26 protein-coding genes are annotated in these 24,867 nt (G+C 61.7%); 19 read left to right on the forward strand and 7 right to left on the reverse strand.

Annotated features, from left to right (window positions below):
- Positions 1-44 precede the first annotated feature (44 nt).
- The 12 genes from HF682_RS02990 to HF682_RS03045 all read left to right on the forward strand — a co-directional run bounded on the left by HF682_RS02990 (position 45) and on the right by HF682_RS03045 (position 10,355).
- A complete protein-coding gene (locus HF682_RS02990) occupies positions 45-2,480 on the forward strand; it encodes a heavy metal translocating P-type ATPase (RefSeq protein WP_168875748.1) in 2,436 nt (811 codons plus the stop codon).
- Between the two features lie 129 nt (positions 2,481-2,609).
- Positions 2,610-2,807 carry a cbb3-type cytochrome oxidase assembly protein CcoS gene (gene ccoS, locus HF682_RS02995; RefSeq protein ID WP_168875749.1) on the forward strand — a complete coding sequence of 66 codons (198 nt, stop codon included), beginning with the start codon at positions 2,610-2,612 and terminating at the stop codon, positions 2,805-2,807.
- 48 nt (positions 2,808-2,855) lie between these two features.
- Entirely contained in the window at positions 2,856-4,283 is a 1,428-nt protein-coding gene (ccoN, locus tag HF682_RS03000; protein ID WP_168875750.1) for a cytochrome-c oxidase, cbb3-type subunit I, read from the forward strand.
- A gap of 15 nt (positions 4,284-4,298) precedes the next feature.
- Complete coding sequence (ccoO, locus tag HF682_RS03005; RefSeq protein ID WP_168875751.1) at positions 4,299-4,913, forward strand: cytochrome-c oxidase, cbb3-type subunit II; 615 nt, start codon at positions 4,299-4,301, stop codon at positions 4,911-4,913.
- A gap of 18 nt (positions 4,914-4,931) precedes the next feature.
- Entirely contained in the window at positions 4,932-5,105 is a 174-nt protein-coding gene (locus HF682_RS03010; protein WP_168875752.1) for a cbb3-type cytochrome oxidase subunit 3, read from the forward strand.
- The gene (ccoP, locus tag HF682_RS03015; protein WP_168875753.1) at positions 5,102-6,043 is read left to right on the forward strand and encodes a cytochrome-c oxidase, cbb3-type subunit III; all 942 of its coding nucleotides are present in this window, start codon (positions 5,102-5,104) and stop codon (positions 6,041-6,043) included. The genes HF682_RS03010 and ccoP overlap by 4 nt, the downstream gene beginning before the upstream one ends.
- A gap of 148 nt (positions 6,044-6,191) precedes the next feature.
- A complete protein-coding gene (gene ccoG / locus HF682_RS03020; RefSeq protein WP_168875754.1) occupies positions 6,192-7,625 on the forward strand; it encodes a cytochrome c oxidase accessory protein CcoG in 1,434 nt (477 codons plus the stop codon).
- Between the two features lie 6 nt (positions 7,626-7,631).
- Positions 7,632-8,129, forward strand: a complete 498-nt coding sequence (locus HF682_RS03025) for a FixH family protein (protein WP_168875755.1) — start codon at positions 7,632-7,634, stop codon at positions 8,127-8,129.
- Positions 8,130-8,272: 143 nt separating this feature from the next.
- The gene (locus HF682_RS03030) at positions 8,273-8,530 is read left to right on the forward strand and encodes a hypothetical protein (RefSeq protein WP_168875756.1); all 258 of its coding nucleotides are present in this window, start codon (positions 8,273-8,275) and stop codon (positions 8,528-8,530) included.
- Positions 8,531-8,588: 58 nt separating this feature from the next.
- Positions 8,589-9,251: a fumarylacetoacetate hydrolase family protein gene (locus HF682_RS03035; protein WP_168875757.1), complete on the forward strand. Its 663-nt coding sequence runs from the start codon at positions 8,589-8,591 to the stop codon at positions 9,249-9,251.
- The gene (locus tag HF682_RS03040) at positions 9,248-9,874 is read left to right on the forward strand and encodes an ankyrin repeat domain-containing protein (protein ID WP_168875758.1); all 627 of its coding nucleotides are present in this window, start codon (positions 9,248-9,250) and stop codon (positions 9,872-9,874) included. The genes HF682_RS03035 and HF682_RS03040 overlap by 4 nt, the downstream gene beginning before the upstream one ends.
- A gap of 49 nt (positions 9,875-9,923) precedes the next feature.
- On the forward strand, positions 9,924-10,355 hold the full coding sequence (locus HF682_RS03045; RefSeq protein ID WP_168875759.1) for a CBS domain-containing protein: 432 nt from the start codon (positions 9,924-9,926) through the stop codon (positions 10,353-10,355).
- A 3-nt stretch (positions 10,356-10,358) separates the two neighbouring features.
- Here HF682_RS03045 and HF682_RS03050 read toward each other — a convergent pair whose 3' ends face one another.
- The gene (locus HF682_RS03050; protein ID WP_168875760.1) at positions 10,359-11,261 is read right to left on the reverse strand and encodes a LysR family transcriptional regulator; all 903 of its coding nucleotides are present in this window, start codon (positions 11,259-11,261) and stop codon (positions 10,359-10,361) included.
- Positions 11,262-11,366: 105 nt separating this feature from the next.
- On the opposite strand from HF682_RS03050, the gene HF682_RS03055 reads away from it, so the two are divergent.
- Both HF682_RS03055 and HF682_RS03060 read left to right on the forward strand, forming a co-directional pair.
- Positions 11,367-12,365, forward strand: coding sequence for an NAD-dependent epimerase/dehydratase family protein (locus tag HF682_RS03055; RefSeq protein WP_205881878.1), 999 nt, complete (start codon positions 11,367-11,369; stop codon positions 12,363-12,365).
- A gap of 285 nt (positions 12,366-12,650) precedes the next feature.
- On the forward strand, positions 12,651-13,052 hold the full coding sequence (locus tag HF682_RS03060; protein ID WP_168875762.1) for an RICIN domain-containing protein: 402 nt from the start codon (positions 12,651-12,653) through the stop codon (positions 13,050-13,052).
- A 102-nt stretch (positions 13,053-13,154) separates the two neighbouring features.
- On the opposite strand, the gene HF682_RS03065 is transcribed toward HF682_RS03060, so the two are convergent.
- From HF682_RS03065 to HF682_RS03075, 3 genes are all read right to left on the reverse strand, one after another.
- A complete protein-coding gene (locus HF682_RS03065; protein WP_168875763.1) occupies positions 13,155-14,408 on the reverse strand; it encodes a hypothetical protein in 1,254 nt (417 codons plus the stop codon).
- Positions 14,409-14,474: 66 nt separating this feature from the next.
- Positions 14,475-14,870: a VOC family protein gene (locus HF682_RS03070; RefSeq protein WP_168875764.1), complete on the reverse strand. Its 396-nt coding sequence runs from the start codon at positions 14,868-14,870 to the stop codon at positions 14,475-14,477.
- Positions 14,871-15,123: 253 nt separating this feature from the next.
- Positions 15,124-15,735 carry a hypothetical protein gene (locus tag HF682_RS03075; protein ID WP_168875765.1) on the reverse strand — a complete coding sequence of 204 codons (612 nt, stop codon included), beginning with the start codon at positions 15,733-15,735 and terminating at the stop codon, positions 15,124-15,126.
- 126 nt (positions 15,736-15,861) lie between these two features.
- Between HF682_RS03075 and HF682_RS03080 the strand changes: the two genes are divergently transcribed.
- From HF682_RS03080 to HF682_RS03100, 5 genes are all read left to right on the forward strand, one after another.
- Positions 15,862-16,749, forward strand: coding sequence for an alpha/beta hydrolase family protein (locus tag HF682_RS03080; protein WP_168875766.1), 888 nt, complete (start codon positions 15,862-15,864; stop codon positions 16,747-16,749).
- A gap of 106 nt (positions 16,750-16,855) precedes the next feature.
- Positions 16,856-18,421 carry an alkaline phosphatase D family protein gene (locus tag HF682_RS03085; RefSeq protein WP_168875767.1) on the forward strand — a complete coding sequence of 522 codons (1,566 nt, stop codon included), beginning with the start codon at positions 16,856-16,858 and terminating at the stop codon, positions 18,419-18,421.
- A gap of 122 nt (positions 18,422-18,543) precedes the next feature.
- Entirely contained in the window at positions 18,544-19,485 is a 942-nt protein-coding gene (locus HF682_RS03090; protein ID WP_168875768.1) for a chromate resistance protein ChrB domain-containing protein, read from the forward strand.
- A complete protein-coding gene (gene chrA, locus HF682_RS03095) occupies positions 19,482-20,837 on the forward strand; it encodes a chromate efflux transporter (RefSeq protein WP_168875769.1) in 1,356 nt (451 codons plus the stop codon). The genes HF682_RS03090 and chrA overlap by 4 nt, the downstream gene beginning before the upstream one ends.
- A 20-nt stretch (positions 20,838-20,857) precedes the next feature.
- Entirely contained in the window at positions 20,858-21,760 is a 903-nt protein-coding gene (locus HF682_RS03100; protein WP_168875770.1) for a Fe-Mn family superoxide dismutase, read from the forward strand.
- Between the two features lie 92 nt (positions 21,761-21,852).
- Here the strand turns inward: HF682_RS03100 and HF682_RS03105 are convergent, their stop codons facing one another.
- The 3 genes from HF682_RS03105 to HF682_RS03115 form a co-directional block, all read right to left on the reverse strand.
- Entirely contained in the window at positions 21,853-23,376 is a 1,524-nt protein-coding gene (locus HF682_RS03105) for a histidine-type phosphatase (protein WP_205881879.1), read from the reverse strand.
- Between the two features lie 134 nt (positions 23,377-23,510).
- Positions 23,511-24,488: an NAD(P)-dependent alcohol dehydrogenase gene (locus HF682_RS03110; RefSeq protein ID WP_168875772.1), complete on the reverse strand. Its 978-nt coding sequence runs from the start codon at positions 24,486-24,488 to the stop codon at positions 23,511-23,513.
- A gap of 58 nt (positions 24,489-24,546) precedes the next feature.
- Positions 24,547-24,858 carry a SemiSWEET transporter gene (locus tag HF682_RS03115; protein WP_168875773.1) on the reverse strand — a complete coding sequence of 104 codons (312 nt, stop codon included), beginning with the start codon at positions 24,856-24,858 and terminating at the stop codon, positions 24,547-24,549.
- Between the last annotated feature and the right edge of the window lie 9 nt (positions 24,859-24,867).

The raw sequence follows: 24,867 nt of genomic DNA on the forward strand, positions 1-24,867 counted from the left end.
CAGGCTGTTAGATGATGCGGGTTTGCCTTTGAGTTTGCTGTTTCATGTCTGAGCTGTGCTATCACTGCCAATTGCCGGTGCCTGCCGGGGCGGATTTTCCCATCCGGCTGGATTCGGGCCATGCCCCGGCCTGCTGCGCCGGTTGTCAGGCGGTGGCACAAACCATCCTCGACAGCGGCATGGGGGTCTACTACCGCCAGCGCAGCGAACCCGCCGGCAAGGCGGATCCGTTGCCGGACAGCCTGCGCCAGCAACTGCTGTTGTACGATGATCCCTTGGTGCAGCAGGACTTTGTCCATCCCAGCGACCAGCACCCCGAGTTGCAGGAAGCCCTGTTGCTGCTGGAAGGCATCACCTGCGCCGCGTGCGTGTGGCTGAATGAGCAGACCGTACGCCGCCTGCCCGGCGTACACCATGTCAGTATCAATTACAGCAGTTACCGCGCCGTGGTGCGCTGGGATCCGGCACAGGTGCGGCTGTCTGACATCCTGCAGGCCATCAGCCTGATCGGCTACCGCGCCCACCCTTTTGATGCGTCTCGTCAGGCCGCCCAGTACCAGCAGGAGCGCAAGACCGCATTGCGGCGGGTGTTCGTCGCCGGTTTCGGCATGATGCAGGTGATGATGTATGCCTGGCCCGCCTATTTCTCTGACCGGCTGGAACTGCCACTGGATCAGGACGTATTGATGCGCTGGGCCAGCCTGTTGCTGACCTTGCCGGTGGTGCTCTACTCCGCCTGGCCGTTCTACCTCGGTAGCTGGCGCGACCTGAAGAGCGGCCGCATGGGTATGGACGTGCCAGTGACACTCGGCATCCTCGGTGCCTTCCTGCCCAGCGTCTGGGCAACGGTCAGCCAGCATGGTGCCGTGTACTTTGACTCGGTCACCATGTTCGTCTTTCTGTTGCAGGGCGGGCGCTATCTGGAGCTGACCGCGCGGCGCAAGGCCAGTGAAAGCGCCGACAGCCTGTCACGCCTCTTGCCCGCCTTTGCCCATCATTTGCCGCACTGGCCCCAGCCCGAGGTGGTAGAGCAGCCACTGGCGCGACTGGAGGTGGGTGACCATGTGCTGGTCAAACCCGGTGAAACCATCCCGGTTGATGGTGAGGTGGTTGACGGTGACAGTTTGGTGGTCGAAGCGCTGCTCACCGGCGAAAGCACACCATTGCCACGTCAGCCGGGCGACCGCGTGGTGGGTGGCAGCCTCAACCAGCACAATCCGCTGGTGATCCGCGCCACCCAGGTCCGGCAGACCACCCGGCTGGCGGGCATCGTGCGCCTGCTGGAGCAGGCGCTGGGCGAAAAGCCCCGCATGGCCGAGCTGGCCAACCGCTTTGCCCACGGCTTTGTGCTGCTGATCCTGCTGGTGGCCATCGCCACTGCTTTCTACTGGGGGCGGCACGATCCGGCACAAGCGCTGTGGGTAACGGTCTCGGTGCTGGTGATCACCTGCCCGTGCGCGCTGTCGCTGGCGGTGCCAGTAGCGCTGACGGCCGCCACCGGACAGCTGGCGCGCCTGGGCGTGCTGGTCGGGCGCGGCCATGCCCTCACCACCCTGCCGCAAGTCACCCAGGTGGTGTTCGACAAGACCGGTACCCTGACCCTGGGCGAGCTGAGCGTCGCCCACGCCCATTACTTTGCACCCGCCGCCGAGGTGCAGCCGCTGCTGGCGAGCCTGGAGTCGCGTTCGGAGCACCCGGTCGCCCGCGCCCTGCTGCGTCACGCCGGCAGCCATGCCGCCCTGCCCTTGTCGGACTATGACAACCAGCGCGGCCAGGGTGTCAGCGCCGTGATTGCAGGCCAGCGCTACTGGCTGGGCCGCCCGGAATTTGCCACCCCCCATTGCAGTGCCCCGCGCCCGTCTCAGCCGGAACATGCCGTCTGGCTCGCCAGCAGTACGCAGTGGCTGGCCGCCTTTGAGCTGAGCGATACCTTGCGTCCGGATGCACAGGCCACCGTGCAGGCCCTGCAGCGTGCGGGGCTGCGGGTGACGCTGGCCAGCGGCGACCAGCGTGGCCCGGTTGCGCATATTGCCCACAGTCTGGGCATCAGCGACTGGCACGCCAGCCTGTCGCCAGAAGACAAGTTGGCGCTGATCCGGGAACGGCAGCAGGCTGGCGAAGTGGTCATGATGGTGGGTGACGGCGTCAACGATGCGCCGGTACTGGCGCAAGCCCAGCTGTCGGTCGCCATGGCCAGCGGTGCCGACCTGGCCCGCCACAGTGCGGACATGATCCTCAATACACCGCAACTGTGGCCGCTGTATCAGGGCTGGCAACTGGCGTCACAGACCCGTCGCATCATGCGGCAGAACCTGCTGTGGGGCTTCTGCTATAACGGTATAGCCATTCCGCTGGCGGTGCTCGGTCATGTGACCCCGTTCATTGCCGGGATCGGCATGGCGGGCAGTTCGCTGCTGGTGGTATTGAATGCCTTGCGGCTGTTGCGGCGCAACGCCGTCAGTTACCCGCCAGCCGCTTGATGTGCGTCAAGAATCAAGTGGCCTGACTGCGCTAAATTGCCGCAGTCAGGTGGAAAAGATGCTGCGGCGCTTTGTCGCATCGCAGCAAGCATGCGTATAATTGGCCGCTTTTTGATTTCTGGACCCTCCATGGACATCGTCTATTTGCTGATACCCCTGAGCCTGCTGGCGGTACTGGCGATTGGCGCGCTGTTCTGGTGGGCCATCAAGTCCGGCCAGTTTGATGATCTGGACGGACCCGCTTATCAGGTCGTGATGGACGAGGATCGTCATCAGGCCGTGCCCGCCGACACCGGGCCGCGTCACCAGCCGCACGACGCCTGCTGACCTGCTTGCAGGCCAGAACAGAATTTTCAAAACGGGAGAACCCACACTATGGAAGTGCAAGCCACTTATAACTATAAAGTGGTCCGCCAGTTTGCCGTGATGACCGTGATATGGGGCATCGTCGGCATGCTGGCGGGCGTTTATATTGCAGCATTACTGGTCTGGCCGGAGCTTAACGGCAATATTTCCTGGTTGTCTTACGGCCGCCTGCGCCCGCTGCACACCAATGCCGTGATCTTTGCCTTCGGTGGCTGCGGTCTGTTCGCCACCTCCTACTACGTGGTACAGCGCACCTGTCAGGTTCGCCTGTTTGGCGAAAAGCTGGCCGCCTTCACCTTCTGGGGCTGGAATCTGGTGATCGTGCTGGCCGCCATCACCCTGCCGCTGGGTTACACCTCCGGCAAGGAGTATGCCGAGCTGGAATGGCCGATTGACGTGCTGATCACGCTGGTGTGGGTCTCCTACGCGGTGGTGTTCTTCGGCACCATCATCAAGCGCAAGGTACCGCACATCTATGTGGCCAACTGGTTCTTCGGTGGCTTCATCCTGACCGTCGCCTTGCTGCATCTGGTCAACAGCGCAGCGGTTCCTGTCAGTTTCTGGAAGTCTTACTCGGCCTATGCCGGGGCACAGGATGCCATGGTGCAATGGTGGTATGGCCATAATGCGGTGGGTTTCTTCCTGACCGCGGGCTTCCTTGGCATCATGTACTACTTCATCCCGAAGCAGGCGGATCGTCCGGTGTACTCCTACCGCCTGTCGGTGGTGCACTTCTGGGCACTGGTGTTCACCTATATGTGGGCGGGTCCGCACCATCTGCACTACACTGCGCTGCCGGACTGGGCACAGAGCCTGGGCATGGTGTTCTCGCTGATCCTGCTGGCGCCGAGCTGGGGCGGCATGATCAACGGCATCATGACCCTGTCGGGTGCCTGGCACAAGCTGCGTGATGACCCGATCCTGAAGTTCATGATCGTGTCGCTGTCCTTCTACGGCATGTCGACCTTCGAAGGCCCGATGATGTCGATCAAGACCGTGAACGCCCTGTCGCACTACACCGAATGGACCATTGGCCACGTGCACTCCGGCGCGCTGGGCTGGGTGGGCTTCATCACCATCGGTGCCTGCTACTACCTGATCCCGCGCCTGTTTGGCCGTGAGCAGATGTATTCCAAGAAGCTGATTGAAACCCACTTCTGGGTTGCGACCATCGGCATCGTGCTGTACATCGCCTCGCTGTGGATCGCCGGCGTGATGGAAGGCATGATGTGGCGCGCCTTCAACGTCGACGGCACCCTGGCTTACCCGGACTTTGTCAACATCGTCAAGCAGAAGCAGCCGTACTACATCATCCGTCTGCTGGGTGGTGCGCTGTACCTCTCCGGCATGCTGATGATGCTGTACAACACGATCAAGACCATCCAGCAGGGCAAGGCCACTGAGGCCGCCATCCCGGCCGTCACTGCCCACGCCTGATCAGGATCGCACATCATGTTTATCAAACACGAAACCATTGAAAAGAACGTCGGCCTGATGATCATCCTGACCATCCTGGTGGTCAGCATTGCCGGTCTGGTCGAAATTGTGCCGCTGGCTTTCCAGCGCTCCACCACCGAGCCGGTCAAGGGCCTCAAGCCTTACACCGCGCTGCAACTGGCAGGCCGTGACATCTACATCCGCGAAGGCTGCTATGGCTGCCACTCGCAGATGATCCGTCCGTTCCGCGCCGAAACCGAACGCTATGGACACTACTCGGTGGCCGGTGAGTCGGTGTACGACCACCCGTTCCAGTGGGGCTCCAAGCGTACCGGTCCGGATCTGGCCCGTGTCGGCGGCAAGTACTCGGATGAATGGCACCGCCGTCACATGAACAACCCGCGTGACGTGCTGCCGGATTCGATCATGCCCGCCTACCCGTGGCTGGAACGCACGCCGCTGGATGGTAGCGACCTGTCGAAGAAACTCTCGGCCATGAAGCTGCTGGGCGTGCCTTACACCGACAAGGAAATCGCGGATGCCCCGGCTGCAGCGGAAGGCAAGACTGAACTGGACGCGCTGATCGCTTACCTGCAAGTGCTGGGTACCGCGATCAAGAACAAGCGCTAAGACATCAGGAGCATAAGCATGGATATCAATATCCTGCGCGGTGTCATGACTGCCGCCACCTTTCTCGTCTTCCTGGGCGTGATCTGGTGGGCAATCCTGCCGAAGAACCGTAGCCGGTTCGAGCAAGCTGCCCACCTGCCCTTTGCTGACGACGACAAGCCTGCGCAGCCGTCTTCTGGAGATCAAAAATGAGTGACTTCGTACACGGCTTCTGGAGCCTGTATATCAGTATCATCACCATCGCCGGTTTTATCGGCCTGTTCATCCTGTTGCTGTCACAGAACAAGGTGAAGAAGGCTGCTGGCGAGCAGGTCAAGACCATGGGCCACGTCTGGGATGGCAATCTGGAGGAGTACAACAACCCGCTGCCGCGCTGGTGGATGGGCCTGTTCCTGCTGACCCTGGTGTTTGGTGTCGTCTATCTGGTGCTGTATCCCGGTCTGGGCAGCTACAAGGGCGTTTACGGCTGGTCCTCCAGCAAGGCGTATGAGGATGAAGTGAAGGTGGCGGATCAACAGACCGCCCCGCTGTTCGCCAAATACCGCGCCATGCCGGTGGAGCAACTGGCCAAAGACCCGGCTGCACAGCAAATGGGCCAGCGCCTGTTCCTGACCTACTGCGCACAGTGCCACGGTTCGGATGCACGCGGCGCCAAGGGCTTCCCCAACCTGCGTGACAACGACTGGCTGTGGGGCGGCGAGGCCAAGACCATCGAAGAGACCATCCTGCATGGTCGTCCGCCGATGGATCAGGACGGCAAGCAGGAAGCTGTGATGCGCATGCCGGCCTGGGGTCAGTCGCTGGGTGACGAGAAGATCAAGGATGTGGCGAACTATGTGGTCAGCCTGTCCCGTCCGGCCGAAGCCGATGCCTCGCGCGCTGCACGTGGCAAGGATGTGTACAACCAGAACTGTGCGGCCTGTCACGCTGCCAATGGCAAGGGCACGCAAGCCATGGGTGCGCCGAACCTGACCGACAACACCTGGTTGTATGGCTACAAGATGGAAGACATCGTGCTGTCCATCACCAACGGTCGCGGTGGCCTGATGCCTGCTCAAGAGAAGCTGCTGGGCAAGGACAAGGTTCATCTGCTGGCCGCTTACGTCTACGGCCTGCCGAAAGACCAGTAAGCCTTAACCCTTGGGGCTGCGACGGCTTGTCGCAGCCCCAAGGTGCTCTACTGCACTATACTACCGTAATGCTGCATTGCAGCGTGCCGGTCGCCAAGCCGATGCTGCCGCGTCGTTTTCGCAACCTGCATGCCTTCCCGAGACTGTCATGACCCAGTCATTCAAGAATATCCCGATCAAAACCCAGCCCGCTCCGCCGCTCGATGACCAGGACGAGCTGTATGAAGTTCGCAAGAAAATCCACCCGCGTGCCATCAGTGGTCTGTTTGCCACCTGGCGCTGGATTGCCGTCTGGGTCACACAGCTGGTGTTCTATGGTCTGCCCTGGCTGAGCTGGGAGGGTCGTCCGGCGGTGCTGTTTGATCTGGATGCCCGCAAGTTCTACATTTTCGACCTGATCTTCTGGCCGCAGGATTTCATCTACCTGGCGCTGCTGCTGATGCTGTGCGCGTTCGGCCTGTTCTGGTGGACCGCTATTGCTGGGCGGCTGTGGTGCGGCTACGCCTGTCCGCAGACGGTCTATACCTCGATCTTTTTGTGGATCGAGGCCAAGGTAGAAGGTAACCATCTGGCGCGGCAGAAGCTGGATGCTGCGCCGATGAGCGGCCGCAAGCTGCGTCTGCGCGCCACCAAGCACGCGATCTGGATTGCCTTCTCGCTGTGGACCGGCTTCACCTTCGTGTCCTACTTCACGCCATTGACCGACCTGTTCCGCGAGAGCCGCCATGGCGGTCTGGGGCCGTGGGAACTGTTCTGGATCTGCTTCTATGGCTTCGCCACCTATGGCAATGCCGGCTTCCTGCGCGAGCAGGTGTGCAAGTACATGTGCCCGTATGCCCGCTTCCAGGGCGTGATGTTTGACCGCGATACCCTGATCATCAGTTACGACACCGAGCGTGGCGAGCCTCGCGGTGGCCGCAAGAAATCGGCCAACCCGCAAGAGCTGGGGCTGGGCTCCTGTGTGGACTGTAGCATCTGCGTGCAGGTCTGCCCCACCGGCATCGACATCCGCAACGGCCTGCAAAGTGAGTGCATTGGCTGTGCCGCCTGTATTGACGCCTGTGATCAGGTGATGGAGAAGATGAACTACCCGAAGGGGCTCATCCGCTACACCACCGAGAATGCGCTGGAGCACCGCTATGCGGAAGACCGGTTCCTCTCGCACATCCTGCGCCCGCGCATCATCATCTACACCGTGATTCTGGCCGTATTGGTCACCAGCATGGTGTGGACGCTGGCCACCCGCAATCCGCTGAAGGTAGATGTGGTGCGCGACCGTAATGCACTGGTGCGTGAAACGGTATTCGGGCAGGAAAATGCCTACACCCTCAACCTGATCAATACCGATGACCATGAACATCTGCTGATGATCAAGACCGAGGCCCTGCCGCAAGCGGAGCTGCTGAGCGACCAGGCCCTGCCGGTACGTGTTGCCGCAGGCAGCACCCAGCGCCTCACCCTGCGGGTCCGTACCAAAGGCACGCTGGCCCAGGGCAGCAATCCGCTGATCTTTGTGGTGCAGGCCGTCGACCAGCCAACCATGCAGCGTCGTGAAAAAACCTCGTTCCAGGCCGCCCGCTGAGACCCTATGAAACCTGCTACCCCACCCATCACCCCCTGGTACCGCCAATTCTGGCCCTGGCTGCTGATTTGCCTGCCTGGCGTGGTGGTCATCGCCAGCATCGCCACCTGGATCATCGCCAGCCGCACGGCCGACGATGAAGTGGACAAGGACTACTACAAGGTGGGCCTCACCATCAACCGCGACAAGGGCAAGGAAGACCAGGCCCGCCAGCTGGGGGTGCAAGCCAACCTGATGCTCGGCGAGCAAGGTCTGATCCGCGTCTACCTGCGCAGCAAGAATGCCCTGACGGCGGAGCCCCTGGAGCTCTTCCTGCAACACCCTTCCCGCCAGGCCTATGATCAGCGGGTACAACTCAAGCCGATCGGCCCCGGCCTGTACGAAGGCCAAGCCCAGCCGCTGCGTGCAGGGCGCTGGTATGTGGACCTGAGCAGCAAGCAATGGCAGGTGCGGGGGGAAGCGCACTACCCGCAGCAAGGCCCGCTGGATCTGGCCGCGCCGTAATCGCCCGAAAAGCCTGTGGGCAGCCGCGTCCCCCGGCGCCCATCCTGTACAAGCGCGCAGGTCGTTCACAGGACACTTGACGACGCAATGCAACATCCGCCATGCTGAAACGGTAGCTCTTCCTTTCAGCCTGGGAGCATCCGATGAAGCGTGCTGTGCTGCTGTTGTGGCCGTCGTTTATGCTGTCTGTGGTGGTAACCGGCCTGTTTTTTGCCTTCTTTGATCCACAAGAGCTGTCCATCCAGGGGCAACCCTTGGAATTGAGCCGCATGCAGACCTATACCCTGGCGTTTTTCGGGGCTTGGTTCTTCTTTGCCGCTTGCAGCTGGCTGACCCTGTTTTTTGAGCGCACGGCGGAGCAGGTTGACCACCTGCCGGGCCACGACCACGGTAACGCCTGACGTCGTGCTAACATGCAGTGTTGCCCGCAACAAGCGGGCTTAGCCTGCTGGAGATTGCATGACCCCCTCCCCGGTCATCCAGATGGATGATGGCCACGCCCATCCGGTGCGTAACATTTTCTGCATTGGTCGCAATTATGCCGCCCACGTGGCCGAGCTGGGTAACACCAGCTTTGGCGAGCCGGTTGTGTTCATGAAGCCATCGCATGCCCTGCTGCACGCACCCGGCCCTATCCGCCTGCCCGCACACTCGCAGGACATCCATCATGAGGCCGAGCTGGTCCTGTATATCGGCCGTCAACCTGATCCGGGTCACCTGCTGCAGTCGATCACCGGCTACGGTCTGGGGCTGGACCTGACCGCGCGTGACCTGCAGAGCCATGCCAAGCAGCATGGCTTGCCGTGGACACTGGCGAAAGGCTTTCCCGGCTCGGCGTGTGTCTCCCGCTTCCGCCCCGCCGAACAGATCGAGGACTTGTCGGCGCTGAATTTCACCCTGCATGTGAACGAACAGTTGCGGCAGCACAGTGACCTGAACCTGATGCTGTACCCGCTGGAAACCCAGCTGCGCTTCCTGCTGGAACGTGTAGGGCTCGATGCCGGCGATCTGGTGTTTACCGGCACCCCGGCGGGTGTCGCAGCCCTCCAGCCAGGTGACCAGCTGCAACTGGCCTTTACCAATGGCAGCCTGTCTGCCCGCTTCAGCGTGGAGGCCGCATGAAGGGTTGGCTGGCCGCCCTGTTGCTACTTGTCACGCTGCCTGCCGGGGCCGAGTCTTACGATGACATGCTGCAAGGGGTGAAGAACGACTTCGCAGGGGATGTTTCCGAGCTGCTGGCGCGCGGTTTTGATGTGGATACCACGGATAATCAGGGCAATACCCTGCTGATCTTGGCTGCCAGCAATAGTTCGACCCGGGTCTTCCCCCTGCTGCTGGCAGCCCGCCCCAAGCTGAACCGGAAGAATCAGTTTGGCGAAACCGCGCTGATGATGGCGACGTACCGCAAGCAGACCGGCATGGTCAAAGCCTTGCTGGAAGCAGGTGCTGCGGTCAATCAGGAGGGCTGGGGCCCACTGCATTACGCCGCCAGTGCCGGACATCTGGAAGGCCTCCAGCTGATGCTGGAGGCTGGGGCAGACGTCAATGCCAAAGCCGCTGAGGGCAGCACACCGCTGATCATGGCGGCACGCGATGGCCACACCGAGGTGATTGCGCTGCTGCTGAAATACAAGGCCGACCCCAATGTGGTCAACGAAAGCGGCATGACCGCGCTGCGCTGGGCCATCCGGCGTGAGGATACCGACAATATGGAATTGCTGGTGGAGGCGGACGCACAGCAGTAAGGACTGCCCCACCGGTTTTTGATCCACCCGCAGCATGAAGGAGGTCATCATGAAGACGGCAGGACAATTGCTGGCAGAAAAACAGCGGCAAGCCATCTATAACGTCCCCCCACAGGCCACCATCTATGCCGCGCTGCAGCTGATGGCGGAGAAGGACATCGGTGCGGTGCTGGTGATGGATGAAGACAGCCTGGTGGGCATCTTTTCCGAGCGCGACTACGCCCGCAAGATCATCCTCAAGGGTAAAAATTCGACGGACACCCTGATTCAGGATGTGATGACCTCCCGTCTCTTCGTCGTCAGCCCGCACAGTACCATTTCCGAGTGCATGGCCTTGATGTCGGAAAAACGTATCCGCCATCTGCCGGTGGTTGAAGGCAGCCAGGTGATGGGCGTGCTGTCGATTACCGATCTGGTGCGAGAAACCATTCGCGAACAGGATTTTGTAATCCAGCAGCTGGAACAGTACATCCACCAGTGACCGTCAGCCTGCCAGCTGGCGCGCCAGCTCCAGCGGCAGGTCTTCGGCAAGGTGATCGTAGACGACCCGGACCCGGCGGTTGCCCCGTATTTCACGGTGCACCGTCAGCCAGATCGGATAAGCCGGAATGCGGAGATTCGGCAGCACCGGCAGCAAATCCGGTGCCTTGCGCGCCATGTGGTCGCTGAGAAAACCGATTCCCATCCCACTGCAGACGGTAGCCCAGTACACCAGATAATCATCCGTCCGCAAAACAAAATGTTCGGCGGGCAGATCCAACCCCAGCAATTGCAGGCCGCGCTGGATGGTCGTCCCCTGATCCTCGCCCAGCAAGGCATGCGCCAGTAAATCCGGCAGCTGTTGCGGGGTACCACAACGCGCCAGATAATCACGATGGGCATAGGCCCCAATCCCGATTTCCGCGACCTTGCGTGCCACCAGTGAGGCCTGTGCCGGTTGCACCATGCGCAGCGCAATATCCGCCTCGCGTTGCAACAGATTATCCACGGTATTGCTGGCCACCAGCTCGATGCGGATGGATGGGTAACGCTCACGTAAACGGCTTAGTACCGGTGGCAGCAACTGAAAGGCAACCGGTTGACTCGCCGTAATACGCACCACCCCCGGTAGCAGAGTGTCGCTGCCCGTCGCCGCCATATTCAGCTGAAACGCCCCTTCCGCCATACGCTCGGCATGTTCCGCCAGCTGCAATGCCATGGCGGTTGGCAACAAACCACGGCCCGTACGCTCAAACAGCGCCACCCCCAGTTGCTGCTCCAGCTCGCTGATATGCCGTCCCAGCGTAGGCTGACTGCTGCCCAGCTGTCGTGCGGCCCCAAGCAAGCTCCCCTGCTGCAATACCGCCAGAAACGAGGGAATCAATTGCCAGTCAAAGCGGGTTTTCATACCGATTCATTCATATATGAATATCAGAGTAGCAATTATAACCAATTGTGGATAACCATGCCTTGCCGGACAATGGCTTCACACCCAACCCACCCGGAGCACAGCATGAAAAACGTTCTGATCCTCGGCGCCCGTGGCCGCTTTGCCAGTGCCGCACTCAAAGCCTTCGTGGCCGATGGCTGGCAAGTCACCGCCCTCACCCGTCCCGGCCGCCAACCACAGCCGCAAGCTGGCGTGCGCTGGCTGGCGATGGACCTGCAAGACAGCCAGAGCATCGCCGCCGCTGCGGGCCCGATCGACCTGGTGGTACACGGCCTCAGCCCGCGCTACACCGATGCAGACTGGAAGCAACACGCACTGCCGATGCTGGAAGCCAGCATTGGCATCACAGCGGCACTGGGCTGCGCGCTGATGCTGCCGGGTACCGTCTACAACTATGGCAGCCAGCTGACCCCACAACTGACGCCAGAGCAAGACTTCCAGCCCGACCACTACAAAGCACAGGTCCGGGTACACATGGAACACGCACTGAAAGTGGCGGTGCAAAAAGGTCAGATCCGGCAGGCTATCGTACTGCGGGCGGGCGATTTCTTTGGTGCTGACAGTGGCACCTGGCTGGATCAGGCCATTGCCAAAAACCTGCACGGCGGGGTAATGCAATGGCCAGGGCCGCAAGACGTCGCTACGCCATGGGCTTACCTGCCAGACCTGGCCGCCACGGCAGTACGGGTGGCCAACAAGCGCGATCAGCTCCCCGCCTTCAGCCGCTTGCACTTCGCTGGCCATCAGCAAACCGGCGCAGACTGGGCCAAAGTGCTGCAAGCGATTGCGCAGCAACAAGGCTGGCTGCCACAGGCGCAAGCGCTCACCGTCAAGCGTTTGCCATGGTCTATCCTGCGCGTGGTCGGCTGGTTCAAGCCAGAAGTCGCCAGTCTGGTCAAGCTCAATTACCTGTGGCGCACGCCGCACGCGCTGAACAACCGCTCACTTGAAGCGCTGATTGGCCCGGAGCCGCATACGCCCTTCCCGCAAGCCGTCGCACAGGCCCTGCAGCAGGCTGGATTGCTGACCGCTCAAACAGGGCGTGCCGCCATCGCTGCATGACCCACTGGCTCCCAGATGACACAGGTACATCCCGCCCCCGACAGGGTGGGATGTACCACAGGGGCTTGCTGATGGCATAGCCTTGTTCCTGCAGCTGCCACCCTCCATGCAGGGCGTGGCGGCATGCGCAGACCAAAGGTACGGTAAAACATACCTTAACTGAAACTCAAGTCAGCCCTGGAAATCCATGCTCAGCGCCTTGATGATGAAACAATGGCTGTGTAAGCTTCTGCCCGCGTATTAACCAATGCGCTTAAACCATACAAGAACGCAGGAGCAGTTATTTTGAATCGTATCCGCAAGCCTTTTATCGCCGCCTTGATCACCCTGGCCTCGGCCACCGCCATGGCAGACACCTTCCAGACCCGTTGGGAAGAAGTGACCGAGCCGCTGACGGTCAACGGCAATAGCCAGTTCACCATTGAAGACACCGGCGAAGGTTTTATCCGCATCAAGGAAAAATTCAGCAACAACTACCTGAATATTGAGACCGGCTCGCTCAAGAGCACCAACATCACCCCCGGCTGGCACAGCGCCCAGTGGAAGGTGATCCAGACCGGCGACGGCTGGATCCGCCTGCAAAACCGCTGGAAGCCTAACCAGTACCTCCACGTCGAAACCGGCAGCGCCAAAGCCGGCCCGATTGAATCCGGCTGGTTCAGCGCACAGTGGAAGATCATCAAGTAAATGATGGTGCCAGACTGCCAGGCACACCGCTGTGCTTCGGCAGTTTTCTGAGGCGGGTAGATAAAAAAAGAAACGACACCCCGTCTGTCCAGTCCTCCCCACTCAATACGTCATCACTACTTTGTCGGTCTTGACGTTGTAATGCCAGATCCGTTTGACTTTACCCGCGTTCACATACACCAGTGCTATATCATCCCCGTTGGGGGCAATCCAGAGCTTGTCATTTATGGAGAACAAGCTGAGCCCTGACTCGCGCGTGATCCGTCCACGCCCCTCCAGACGAGACTGGACCTTGCGTTTGACGACATCCCCACTTTCTGCAGCAATCAGAAACAGCCCATCCCCCCGCTCCTCCAGCGCAACATAGCGGTCCAGTTTGCGATCATAAGTCAAAGAGGCGAGGTCAACCCCTTGTAGAGATTGATAATCAAGCCACTTCCGGTTCTTGGCATCATAGCGATACCAGTAGCCATGCCCTCCCCATGTGACGATGCTGACAATCTCCCGTTTGCTGTCATAGGCAATATCTCTGGGATGAGAAAACTCAGGGAAATCCGGCGGCAGATGCACCAGCGTAGACCGCTCCTCAGGCAGGTCGATGATTTCCAGAAAGTCCCCGCTATAATCCATCCGGTACAACGCCCGGCCTGAGTCGGACAACACCAACAGGCTCCGGTCATAATAGGCTTTTTTGACGGACTCTTGCGGCCCCGTCAAGCTCCAGTTCACCCGAATAAAATCCTTGGTGATCAGGCTGAATACAAAGTTGCTGTCCGGTTTTTGGGGTTGTGGCCCAGCCTGGGTCAGTGCTGCGCTGGGTGGGTCCAGTTGGGTGATGCAAATATCCGGCGGCAAAGTCCCATGACCTTGGAAAACATCCACCTTAGTGATGCCAAACAGGGCATTCAACTGACTCATCAGTTTCCCGAACTCCGGGCTGTCAATCTCTCGGGGTTCGCCCAGTGCAACCCGGTATGCCAGGGTGGGCACACTGGTACTCAGTGTTTGTGGTTCGAAGCCGGATACCAGAATACCCACCACGGTGGTTTGTGGTGTTGCGGTAAGCTGCCAGCGGGTTTGCTTTCCCCCAACCAATATCAACAGCACTCTGGAACCGGGCCGATCTACCCTCACCTGCACCGGATGCTTCTGGCGATCCACCTCACCAGGTTTATACCCGGAAATCACCAGCACCTCCGCCCCTACGGCCAACGCTTTGGGTGGCTCCAGCGGTAACAACGGTAGCACTTTCAGCGTCTCGCGCGGCAACTCCGCCCGAATGGCCGGGCCAAACGACAAGGCTTCATCTGCCTGCGCAATATGCACCGCAACCAGTGTGATCAGCCCGAGCAGCATCCGAGAACAGGACATCTTTACGTTTCCACAAAAATAGTGAGTCGGTGTTGTAGTAGCCCGGCAGGCTTATGGCTGGTACGCCTCATCCACCAGGCGCTGGCTCAGCCACCAGATGTTGCCGTGCGCATCACGCACGCCGCCTTGCCGGTCGCCATACGGCATGTCTTCTACGGCCATCTCCAGCGTGGCACCATGCTGCAGAGCAAGCTGCATGGCCTGATCAGCATCTTCCACATAGAGGTAGTACGCCGCCGCCATCGCTGGATAGTGAGGAGTGGCTTCGCTGATCATCACGGTGGAGGTCCCCAGCCGAACCTGCGCATTGGCAATCTCACCATTGGGGCGCATGCTGCGGCAAGTTTCCTCCCCACCGAGACCCTGAATCAGGAAGCGGACAAAGGATTCCGCATCCCGCACAAAGAAGTAAGGGGTCACGATATTGAAGCCGGACGGGATATGCATGCGGGGACTCCTAGTTGAAGCTCATATATCGGCTTATCAAACTGCCAGCAAGTGAATATATGAAAATTCTGCCTTGCCATGTAGTGCAGCAACCACTTCCTCCAGCTCACCATCAAACCGCACACCGGCACCCCAGCCCTTGGGAATACACGTCACTTGCTGAATGATACCGCGCACCGCTTACTGCATTGACTGATCGCTCCGTTCGTATAAGCAGCTGATCTCACCAGCACGACCAACTCCAGCCCCTCACTCACTCCTCCTCAAACACCGCTTCCAGTTCATCGCGCCATTGGCGGTGGGCGGCGTGGGCGCGTTCGAGGGCGGTGGCGGGGTCGGCGACGGCGAGGTCGATCCGCTGGGCAAAGGCGCGCCCGGCGGCTTCGTCTGGCGTCTGCTGCCAGTTGTTGCCGGAGGCATCTTCCACATTGCACCAGAGTGCGCCGCTGCTTAGCAGGGCCTGCAGGCCGTCCAGGTTTTCTGCCAGGATGTAGATGCCGGTGGGGGAGCTGGTGTCCGGGTCATCATGGTTGCTGGCCCAGCCAAAGGCCAGTACCGGGCCGGTGGTCAGTGTGGCGCCATCACGCAGCCAGACGCCGACGATGATGGATTCCTGCGCTTCAAACCAGTCCTCGCTATCATTCGGCTCTTGCCACGGCGGGGTGAGGTACATCAGGCAGGCGACCTCTAGCTGCTCCGGTATGAAATCCTGGTTATGGGTTTCAAACCAGCAGCCGGGATAGAGTTCCTGCCAGTCGCTGAACTGCGCTTGTGCGCAGCGTTGCAGCCAGTCCGGCACCGCATGCAGGGCGGCAAAGGCTTGCCAACGTTCTTTTTGTACGGCTTCCCAAGCGGGATCAGGCATCGTATTGTCCTCGTCTTCAATGTTTTGGTGAGGCCATGCTGCCCGCATGGCGTCTGTGTACGCTCATGATGCCGCTTGCCGCCCACACCCTGCAAGGGCCAGCTTGCGACGCTGCAAAGGTTGACCATGTTCCTACTGTTTTACCGGATCGTGCACCGCCTTGCTTTCCTGCTGCTAGGAGGCGGGCTGGCGCTGGCGTGTGCTGCGCAGCCACTGGCGGTGGGCAAGGGACAGTTTGAGTACCGTGATGCTGGTCATCCGGACAAGCCCATCACCGTCTGGTATTACCGCCCGGCCAGCTTGCGGCCGGACAGCAAGGTGGTATTCGTGATGCATGGCACCCTGCGCAACGGTGAAACCTATCGCGACCACTGGGCGGACTATGCCAGGCGCCATCATTTCCTGCTGATCGTGCCGGAGTTTGCCAAGGCCTACTATCGAGAGGCGGATTATCAGTTTGGCGGTGTTCGCCATGCCGACCCGGCGCGCTGGAGCTTTGCCAGCATTGAGCACCTGTTTGACCTGATCCGTAGCCGGGAATCGCTGCAGACCGCGCAGTATTACCTGTACGGCCATTCTGCCGGGGCGCAGTTTGTACACCGTTTCATGCTGCTCATGCCGCACCCGCGGGTGGCGCTGGCGATCTCGGCCAATGCCGGGGCCTATACCCTGCCGCGCTTTCCTACAGGGAGCCAACCCGGCTTTCCGTGGGCGCTGGACCCGGCACGGGTTGATGAAGGCCAGTTAACCGCGGCGCTGGCACAGTCTCTGCTGGTGCTATTGGGGGAGGAGGACACTGATCCGCATCACCCGCACTTGCCGAAGGAGGCCGAGGCCGAGGCACAAGGGCCGAATCGCTTGCAGCGCGGGCAGTATTTCTTCCAGCTGGCCCGGCAGCAGGCGCAGCAGCGTGCGGTGCCCTTCCACTGGCGGCTGCGCACCGTGCCCGGCGTGGGTCACAGTGATAGTGGCATGGCGCGGGCGGCGGTCGAGGAGATCATCAGCACGCCTTAGCCCCTGTTGTCACTGTCGCGACACACCGGCGTCATGCCTTCATCATGGCCGTGTCACAGCCAGCCCGCATACTGCGCGGCGACTTGTTGACTCTGGAGTGTATGTCATGGATCGTCGTCGTTTTCTGCAATCTTCACTGGCAGGCAGTGCGCTGGCCCTGCCCGCCACCCGCCTGCTGGCCGCCCCGGCCATTGTCGGCTCGGATGCCGTGCGTCCTACCCTGCCCTCCGGCATCCAGATTGGTGATGTCACCGCCAACCGGGCCCTGATCTGGACGCGCGCTGATCGTACTGCCCGCATGATTCTGGAGTGGGACACCAGCGAGCGCTTTGCCAACCCGCGCCGCATGGTGGGCCCGTGGGCCACGGAAGCAACGGACTTCACCAGTCGGGTGGACCTGAGCGGCCTGCCCGCCGGGCAGCAGCATTTTGTGCGGGTAAGCTATCAGGATGCCGGTACCGGCCGCACCCTGTCTGAGCCGGTGGTGGGCCGCTTCTTCACGCCGGGGATAGTGGCACGCCCGGTGCGCTTTGTCTGGTCGGGCGACACCGCCGGTCAGGGCTATGGCATCAACCCGGAATGGGGCGGCATGCGCATCTATGAAACCATGCGCCAGCAGCACCCGGATTTCTTCATGCACTGTGGCGACACCATCTACGCTGATGGCCCGATCGAGGCTGAGCGCAAGGTGGAAGAAGGCCGCATCTGGCGCAATCTGGTGACCGAAGAAGTGAGCAAGGTGGCCGAGACGCTGAACGAGTTCCGCGGTCGCTATCGCTACAACATGATGGATGCCAATGTGCGCCGCTTTGCCAGCGAAGTGCCGCAAATCTGGCAGTGGGACGACCACGAAGTGACCAACAACTGGTCCGACAGCAAGGACCTGAGCGGCGACAAGCGCTATCAGGAAAAGAACGTCGGCGTGCTGCAGGCCCGCGCCACCCGCGCTTTTCTGGAATACGCCCCGCTGCGCCCGGCGGACGCCAGCGAGCCGGAGCGCATCTATCGCCAGTTCAGCCACGGCCCGCTGCTGGACGTGTTTGTGGTGGACATGCGCAGCTATCGCGGCCCTAACAGTGCCAACCTGCAAACCAGCCGCGATCACGATAGCGACTTCATGGGCGAAACCCAGCTCAAGTGGCTGGTCGAAGGGTTGAAGCGCTCCAAAGCCACCTGGAAGGCCATCATGGCCGACATGCCGATTGGCCTGCACGTGCCGGATGGCAAGCTGGCCGACGGCACCGCACGCTGGGAAGCCATCGCCAACGGTGAAGACGGCAGCCCGAAAGGCCGCGAGCAGGAAATCGCCTGGCTGCTGCGCGAGCTGAAGAAGCAGCGCATTCACAATGTGGTGTGGTTCACCGCCGACGTGCACTACACCGCCGCCCACCACTACCACCCCAACCGCGCACAGATTGGCGACTTTGACCCGTTCTGGGAGTTTGTGTCCGGCCCCTTGAACGCAGGCAGCTTTGGCCCGAACGCCATTGACCGTACCTTTGGCATCGAGGTGGTGTTCCAGCAAGCCCCGAAGGAACCGAACACCTCGCCGCTGGCCGGTTTGCAGTTCTTCGGTCAGGTGGACATCGACCCGAAGAGCAAGGCGATGACCGTCTCCCTGAAAGACCTCAACAACGCGGTACTGTTCAGCAAGCAGCTGCAACCCGCCTGAACCGCCGCTTCAGCTGTGGCGCAGCCCACCCTGTTTGCACAGGGTGGGCTTTTTTATGGCTCGCACCGTCACATCATCAACATAATTTGACAATATATCTACAAATATGTAGAAATAGCATCATGGAAAATTGGCTCAGCTTGATTACCACCCTGCCTACTGAGAATGCCACCCTGCGCCAGCGGGCGTGGCGCGCGCTCAAGGCATCCGGCGCAGCGGTATTGCGCGATGGCGTCTACCTGATGCCCGCCCGGCCATCCTGCCTCGATACCCTGGGCAAGCTGGCGCATGAGGTGCGTGAAGGCGGCGGCAGCGCCCACTTGCTGACGCTGCGCTCGGAAGAAGACGAGGACTTCATCCCGCTGTTTGACCGTAGCGCCGAATTCAGCGCGCTGCGCGCCGAGATTCGCCAGCTGCGACAAACACTGACGCCGGATACCCTGCCGCAGGTGCAGCGGCACACGCGCAAGCTGCGCAAGGCGCATATGGCGCTGGCCGAGATCGACTTCTTCCCGGCTGAGCCGCAGCAGCTTTGCGAAACTACGCTGCGCGAGCTGGAGCTGGCCTGCGCCCGTGCGCTGTCGCCGGACGAGCCACAGCCGCAAGGTGGCGACATTCCCCGTCTGTTACTGGCCGATTATCAGGGCCGGGTGTGGGCCACCCGCCAGCGGCCGTGGGTGGACCGGCTGGCCAGCGCCTGGCTGATCCGCCGCTTCATCGACCCGCACGCCACGCTGCTGTGGCTGGCGAGCCCCGCCGATTGCCCGCCGGATGCACTGGGCTACGACTTTGACGGCGCCACCTTCAGCCATGTCGGCAAGCAGGTGACGTTCGAAGTGTTGCTCAGCAGCTTTGGCCTGCAGCAGCCCGCCCTGCTGCGCCTCGCTGCCGTGGTGCACAGTCTGGATGCCGGTGGTGCCATGCCACCGGAAGCCCCCGGTCTGGAAGGCATTCTCGCCGGGCTGCGCGCCCAATTGACCGATGACGATGCCTTGCTGGCTGCCGCCTCGGCGGTGCTGGATGGCCTGTTGACCCACTTTAGCCAGGATACCCCTGCCGCATGAGCCCCTCCCCTTTGGCTGACAACACCCCGCCCCCGCCCGTTTCCTTCTGGCAAGCCCTGCTGTTCTGGCTGAAGCTGGGTTTCATCAGCTTTGGCGGCCCGGCAGGCCAGATTGCACTGATGCATCAGGAGCTGGTGGACAAACGGCGCTGGATCTCCGAGCGGCGCTTCCTCCACGCGCTGAACTACTGCATGCTGCTGCCGGGGCCGGAGGCGCAACAGCTGGCCACCTATCTGGGCTGGCTGATGCACCGGGTGCCGGGCGGCATCGTCGCCGGGGCGCTGTTCGTGCTGCCCTCGCTGCTGATCCTGATTGGCCTCTCCTGGCTGTATGTGGCGCTGGGACATACCGCCATCGTCGCCGGGCTGTTCTGGGGCATCAAGCCTGCGGTCACCGCGCTGGTGTTGCAGGCCGCCTGGCGGGTGGGCAACCGTACCTTGCGCAACCCCTGGCTGTGGAGCATTGCCGCGGTGGCCTTTCTCGCCATTTTTGCCGTCGGGCTGCCCTTCCCGCTGATCGTGGCTTGTGCCGCGACGATTGGCTATATCGGTGGGCGCATCGCTCCGGCGCAGTTTGCCACTGGCGGCGGACATGGCAAGGCCAGCGGCACGCATCACCCCGCCTTGATTGACGATCACACCCCCACCCCGCCGCATGCGCAGTTCCGCTGGTCGCGGCTGGCATCGGTAATCGGGGTCGGCCTGCTGCTGTGGCTGCTGCCGATGGCCGCGCTGTATCAGTACTACGGCTGGCAGCATACGCTGACACAGATGGGCTGGTTCTTCACCAAGGCGGCGCTGCTGACCTTTGGCGGCGCTTACGCGGTGCTGCCCTATGTGTTTCAGGGTGCAGTCGGCCATTACGGCTGGCTCAGTTCCGGGCAGATGATGGACGGGCTGGCGCTGGGCGAAACCACGCCCGGCCCCTTGATCATGGTGGTGGCCTTCGTTGGTTTCCTGGGTGGCTATGGCAAGGCGCTGTTCGGGCCGGATGCCCTGCTACTGGCTGGGGTGGTGGCCGCCTCGCTGGTGACCTGGTTCACCTTCCTGCCCTCCTTCCTGTTCATTCTGGCCGGCGGGCCACTGGTGGAGCGCAGCCACCATACGCTGTCGCTCACCGCGCCGCTGACCGCCATTACCGCAGCGGTGGTCGGCGTCATCCTCAATCTGGCGCTGTTCTTCGCCTGGCATCTGCTGTGGCCAAAAGGCTGGCAAGGCGGCTTTGAATGGGCCGCCGCGCTGCTGGCACTGGCGGCGGGGGTGGCCCTGCTCTATTTCAAACGCAATGTGATCGAAGTGATCATCGCCTCGGCGCTGGCCGGGCTGCTGATCCAGACCCTGTTGCACCCTTAACCTGTCACCGGATGCTTGTCATGAACTTGCTGCCTCGCCCCCTTCCCTTTGATCCCGCGCAGATGCCCGGCTTATCTGAGCGTTTGCTGAACAGCCACCACAGCAACAACTACCAAGGCGCACTGAAACGCCTGAACGCGCTGCGCAGCGAGCTGGCTGCCCAGCCGCTGAGCGGGCAGGCCAACTACCATATCAACGGCCTCAAGCGCGAAGAACTGATCGCCAGCAATTCCGTGACGCTGCACGAGCTGTATTTCGACAGCCTGCACCCGGCCCCGGAGCCGATGGTTCCGGCCATGGCACTGGCGCTGTCGGCCAGCTTTGGCAGTGTCGAACAATGGCAGCAAGAGTTCGCGGCGATGGGCAAGGCGCTGGGCGGCGGCTCCGGCTGGGTGATTCTCGCCTTTGATCCGCGCAGCGCACGCCTCATCAACCAGTGGGCCAGCGACCATACCCAGCTGCAGGCGGGCAGCCTGCCGCTGCTGGCACTGGACATGTACGAGCACGCCTACCATCTGGACTTCGGCGCCAATGCCGGGGCTTATGTCGACGCTTTCATGCAGCAGATCGACTGGGACAAGCTCTATCTGCGTTACCAGCATGCGGTACACGCCTGCAGCGAGGGTTACGAAGTGGAGCCCGACGCATTGGGCGACAGCACCATCCTGGACGTACGCCGTGCCGGGCCCTTCCAGCAGTCGGCCCACATGCTGCCCGGAGCGCGCTGGCAAGACCCGGCGCGGGTCGATGAGTGGGCGGCAGAGCTGCAACCCGGCCAGGCAGTGACGGTCTATTGTATCTATGGCCACGAAGTCGGCCGCTCCACAGCCCTGCGCTTGCGTGCGCGAGGGGTGGATGCCCGCTTCCTCTGCGGCGGCATCGACAGCTGGCAGGCGGCAGGACGTCCGCTGGTGGATAAATGACCGCACCGGCCCACTGCATGCAGCGGGCCGGACCGGGGCACATGCCGTAGCAAACCTTGGCCTGGCTCACCAGCCCAGGCCAGGGGTGAGTCTCAACGGGCAACCGTCTCCGCCAGCGTATCGGCGTAGCAGGCTTTCAACTTGCTGTAGTCGTAGAAGAAACTGCCTTGGGCTTGCCTTGCACTGTCACACGCCGGTTTGAAGGCAGTTTCCTTCTCGTTGTACAACATCTTCACCAGCAACTGGCCTTGCGGGTTGCGCCAGATATCCCACTGGATATTGGCGGCCATCGGTGAAACGGTCTGACCCCGCCATGGGTTGCTCTCGTAGCGGTAGCGTTGTCCCTCAGCCACTGGCGCATCCACCCCGGCCAGCCCCAAGCGGGTGGCGAACGGCATGATGATTTCCGCATGGGCAAAGCGCAGCTTGGCGGCATGGTCCATCTTGCCTTGTGCCACCACATCCACCTCACGGAAAAAATCCTGCAGCAGGCCATTGGCCATGCGCGAGGTGACTTTGGCAGAGGCCACGGTGGACGGGCCACTCAGATAGAAATCCTCGGCATCCGAAGCAGCCGCCAGCAGGCGAGCCTGCTCCGGCTGCAGGTAGCGGCTGAACGCGGCTTCCAGTGTGGTCTCAAACGCGGGCGCAATCTGGTAGAGCCCATACAGCGCCTGCGCTACCTCCAGCGTATCATCCACCTTGCGCTTGCCGCCGCTACCAGCGGTCCCACTGCAACGCTGATCCTCACTATTGAATGCGAAACTGCCCAAGCTCAGCGACAGCTTGCCGCTGTCGATGCGCTCGACAAATTCCGGGCTGAACAACTGCACCACCACCGCGCGGGCTGCAGCTTTCAGGGCGGGGTCCTTGCGGGAGGCTTCAACAGCATCCTTGGCTTCCGCACTTTTCTGGTAGCGCTGGATGGCGAGGCTATCCTGATACACCGCGTAGTTGGGGTCTGAGTTGTCTGTAACCAGATCGGTATCGGCCTTTAGGCGGTGGAAATACAGCTGGAAGCGGTTTACCCCCTCCGGCTGTGCCACCGCTTTATCCGCCGGGTAGCCGGTCAAGGCGGGTGCGGGCACGATCAAGGGCTGTAGCGCTGGCAAGCGTTCTGCCAGCGAGCGGGTAAAGGAACGGGAGCTGTCGATGGCCCGGTCCACGCCGGAGGTCTGCACCACCAGCTTTCGACCGTCCTTCAGCGCTGCGGCAAACAGTGCGCCCTGCCGCTGTAGCAGACGCTCGGCCAGCTGGCGATGTTCACGGAGACCACGCACGGTGAGGTTGCCATAGCCCGGCTTGCTGATGTCTGCTACGCCGCAGCCCAGCAAGGCGTTCGCCTTCATCATTGCCATCAGGTCCGGCCCTAGCTGCTGCCCCAGCGGGGTCAGCGCGCCTTCCGATTGCGCCAGCTGCCACAGCGCGTACAACATCACATCGTCCTTGGCGCTGGACAGACCGCGCGACCCATGCCGCGCCACCAGCTCGGTGAACATCGGCGCAAAACCAGCAGGCGCCTTTTCATAACTGGCCGCATCCTGCTGCGGCTGATACGGTGTCTTGGTGGCATACCAGCCTTCGGCATTGGTGCCCATGCAAACCAGGGCGAGCAACAGCCCTCTATGTGCCATTCTTTTCACAACGTGTCCTTGTCGGGTCAGTTTCATGTCGCGGGATCATCACGCCACGCGGTCTGCACAGCCTATCAGCCGCATGTGTCGGACCGATGTCAGCGGCAGTACACCCGTCAGTCCGGCAGCAGCTCGATCACCACGCTGCCCCGCTTGTGGCCGCCATCGACATAGCGATGCGCCTCCACCATTCGCTCAAAGGGATAGCTGCAGTCGATCACCGGTTTGAACACGCCGCTGGCGGCGAGTTCCGCCACAGCCAGCAGGTCTTCCCTGCGCTCGGCGGCGGGGCCGGCGATGATGCGGTGACGGGTGGTCAGCGCAACCCAGGGTGCGGGCAGCATGTCGGGTAGCCCGGCCAGCACCAGCAGCAGGCGGCCTCCAGCATTCAACACCGATTTGCTGCGACGATAGGGTGCATTCCCCACGGTATCGACAATCACATCCCAGCGCTCGCCACGCTGGGTGAAGTCTTCACGGGTATAGTCGATCGCCTGCGCCGCGCCCAGTGCGTACATCCGCTCGACATTGGCGGTACTGCACACGGCCGTGACCTCGGCCCCTTGATGGCGAGCCAGCTGCACCAACGCGCTGCCCACCGTGCCGGATGCACCATTGATCAGAATGCGCTCGCCCGGCTGCAGCCGCCCTCGGCGCAGATAGTCCAGTGCAGTCATGCCACCAAAGCAGAGTGCCGCCGCTTCGGCATCACTGAGCCCTGCCGGGATCCGCGCCAGCTTGCCGTCTTCAGGCAGGCAGCGGTATTCGGCGTGGCAGCCCATGGCCATGCCGGTGAAGGCAAACACCCGGTCACCCACGACAAACTGTTGCACCGCCTGGCCGACGGCCACCACCTCGCCCGCCAGCTCGGTGCCCAGCACCGGCTGCCGGGGCTTGCTAAACCCCAAGGCCAGCCTTGAGATCAACCGAAAACCCAGTGGCACATTGAGGGCGCGCACCCGGCAATCGCCCGAGTTCACGGTAGTGGCATGCACCTTGATCAGGACTTCCTTGTCCTGCGGCACCGGCTGCGGCCGCTCCTGCAGTGTCAGGACCTCCGGCGCACCATAGCGTTCACAGACATACACTTTCATGCATTCGCCTTTCGAGAGAAGCGTCCGGCCTGCCCCTCTCGTCAAGCGGCAGGTCGACTCAATCGCAATGCCCTGCTTGGGGGCAGGGTGCCTTGATGCGGTGCACAACCAGCATCCTGTCAAAGCGCCACTTCATCACCAGCACCGAGCCCGCCAGCAGCAGCGAGCAGGCGTTCGCCAGAATGACCGGCAGGGACTGGATCAGCAGACCATACCAGAGCCACAAGGCAATGCCCATCACCAGCAGCAGATAGGTGGCCAGTGAAATATCCCGCGCCGAGCGGTCACGCCAGACTTTGAGCGCCTGGGGCAAAAAGGCGAAGGTGGTGCAGCAGGCCGCCACCATGCCAATGCCGTCGATCAGGTTCATGACCCTTCC

The sequence above is a fragment of the Leeia aquatica genome, assembly GCF_012641365.1.
Lineage (GTDB): Bacteria > Pseudomonadota > Gammaproteobacteria > Burkholderiales > Leeiaceae > Leeia > Leeia aquatica.

Bases quoted from the DNA above. Each gene is read 5' to 3' on its own strand.
- HF682_RS03055 (WP_205881878.1), top strand. From the start codon at position 11,367: ATGAAAAACGTTCTGATCCTCGGCGCCCGTGGCCGCTTTGCCAGTGCC.
- HF682_RS03040 (WP_168875758.1), top strand. From the start codon at position 9,248: ATGAAGGGTTGGCTGGCCGCCCTGTTGCTACTTGTCACGCTGCCTGCC.
- HF682_RS03010 (WP_168875752.1), top strand. From the start codon at position 4,932: ATGGATATCAATATCCTGCGCGGTGTCATGACTGCCGCCACCTTTCTC.
- chrA (WP_168875769.1), top strand. From the start codon at position 19,482: ATGAGCCCCTCCCCTTTGGCTGACAACACCCCGCCCCCGCCCGTTTCC.
- HF682_RS03045 (WP_168875759.1), top strand. From the start codon at position 9,924: ATGAAGACGGCAGGACAATTGCTGGCAGAAAAACAGCGGCAAGCCATC.
- HF682_RS03065 (WP_168875763.1), bottom strand. From the start codon at position 14,408: ATGCTGCTCGGGCTGATCACACTGGTTGCGGTGCATATTGCGCAGGCA.
- HF682_RS03110 (WP_168875772.1), bottom strand. From the start codon at position 24,488: ATGAAAGTGTATGTCTGTGAACGCTATGGTGCGCCGGAGGTCCTGACA.
- ccoG (WP_168875754.1), top strand. From the start codon at position 6,192: ATGACCCAGTCATTCAAGAATATCCCGATCAAAACCCAGCCCGCTCCG.
- ccoS (WP_168875749.1), top strand. From the start codon at position 2,610: ATGGACATCGTCTATTTGCTGATACCCCTGAGCCTGCTGGCGGTACTG.
- HF682_RS03075 (WP_168875765.1), bottom strand. From the start codon at position 15,735: ATGCCTGATCCCGCTTGGGAAGCCGTACAAAAAGAACGTTGGCAAGCC.
- HF682_RS03070 (WP_168875764.1), bottom strand. From the start codon at position 14,870: ATGCATATCCCGTCCGGCTTCAATATCGTGACCCCTTACTTCTTTGTG.
- ccoN (WP_168875750.1), top strand. From the start codon at position 2,856: ATGGAAGTGCAAGCCACTTATAACTATAAAGTGGTCCGCCAGTTTGCC.
- HF682_RS03100 (WP_168875770.1), top strand. From the start codon at position 20,858: ATGAACTTGCTGCCTCGCCCCCTTCCCTTTGATCCCGCGCAGATGCCC.
- ccoO (WP_168875751.1), top strand. From the start codon at position 4,299: ATGTTTATCAAACACGAAACCATTGAAAAGAACGTCGGCCTGATGATC.
- HF682_RS03085 (WP_168875767.1), top strand. From the start codon at position 16,856: ATGGATCGTCGTCGTTTTCTGCAATCTTCACTGGCAGGCAGTGCGCTG.
- HF682_RS02990 (WP_168875748.1), top strand. From the start codon at position 45: ATGTCTGAGCTGTGCTATCACTGCCAATTGCCGGTGCCTGCCGGGGCG.
- HF682_RS03035 (WP_168875757.1), top strand. From the start codon at position 8,589: ATGACCCCCTCCCCGGTCATCCAGATGGATGATGGCCACGCCCATCCG.
- ccoP (WP_168875753.1), top strand. From the start codon at position 5,102: ATGAGTGACTTCGTACACGGCTTCTGGAGCCTGTATATCAGTATCATC.
- HF682_RS03050 (WP_168875760.1), bottom strand. From the start codon at position 11,261: ATGAAAACCCGCTTTGACTGGCAATTGATTCCCTCGTTTCTGGCGGTA.
- HF682_RS03030 (WP_168875756.1), top strand. From the start codon at position 8,273: ATGAAGCGTGCTGTGCTGCTGTTGTGGCCGTCGTTTATGCTGTCTGTG.
- HF682_RS03090 (WP_168875768.1), top strand. From the start codon at position 18,544: ATGGAAAATTGGCTCAGCTTGATTACCACCCTGCCTACTGAGAATGCC.
- HF682_RS03080 (WP_168875766.1), top strand. From the start codon at position 15,862: ATGTTCCTACTGTTTTACCGGATCGTGCACCGCCTTGCTTTCCTGCTG.
- HF682_RS03115 (WP_168875773.1), bottom strand. From the start codon at position 24,858: ATGAACCTGATCGACGGCATTGGCATGGTGGCGGCCTGCTGCACCACC.
- HF682_RS03025 (WP_168875755.1), top strand. From the start codon at position 7,632: ATGAAACCTGCTACCCCACCCATCACCCCCTGGTACCGCCAATTCTGG.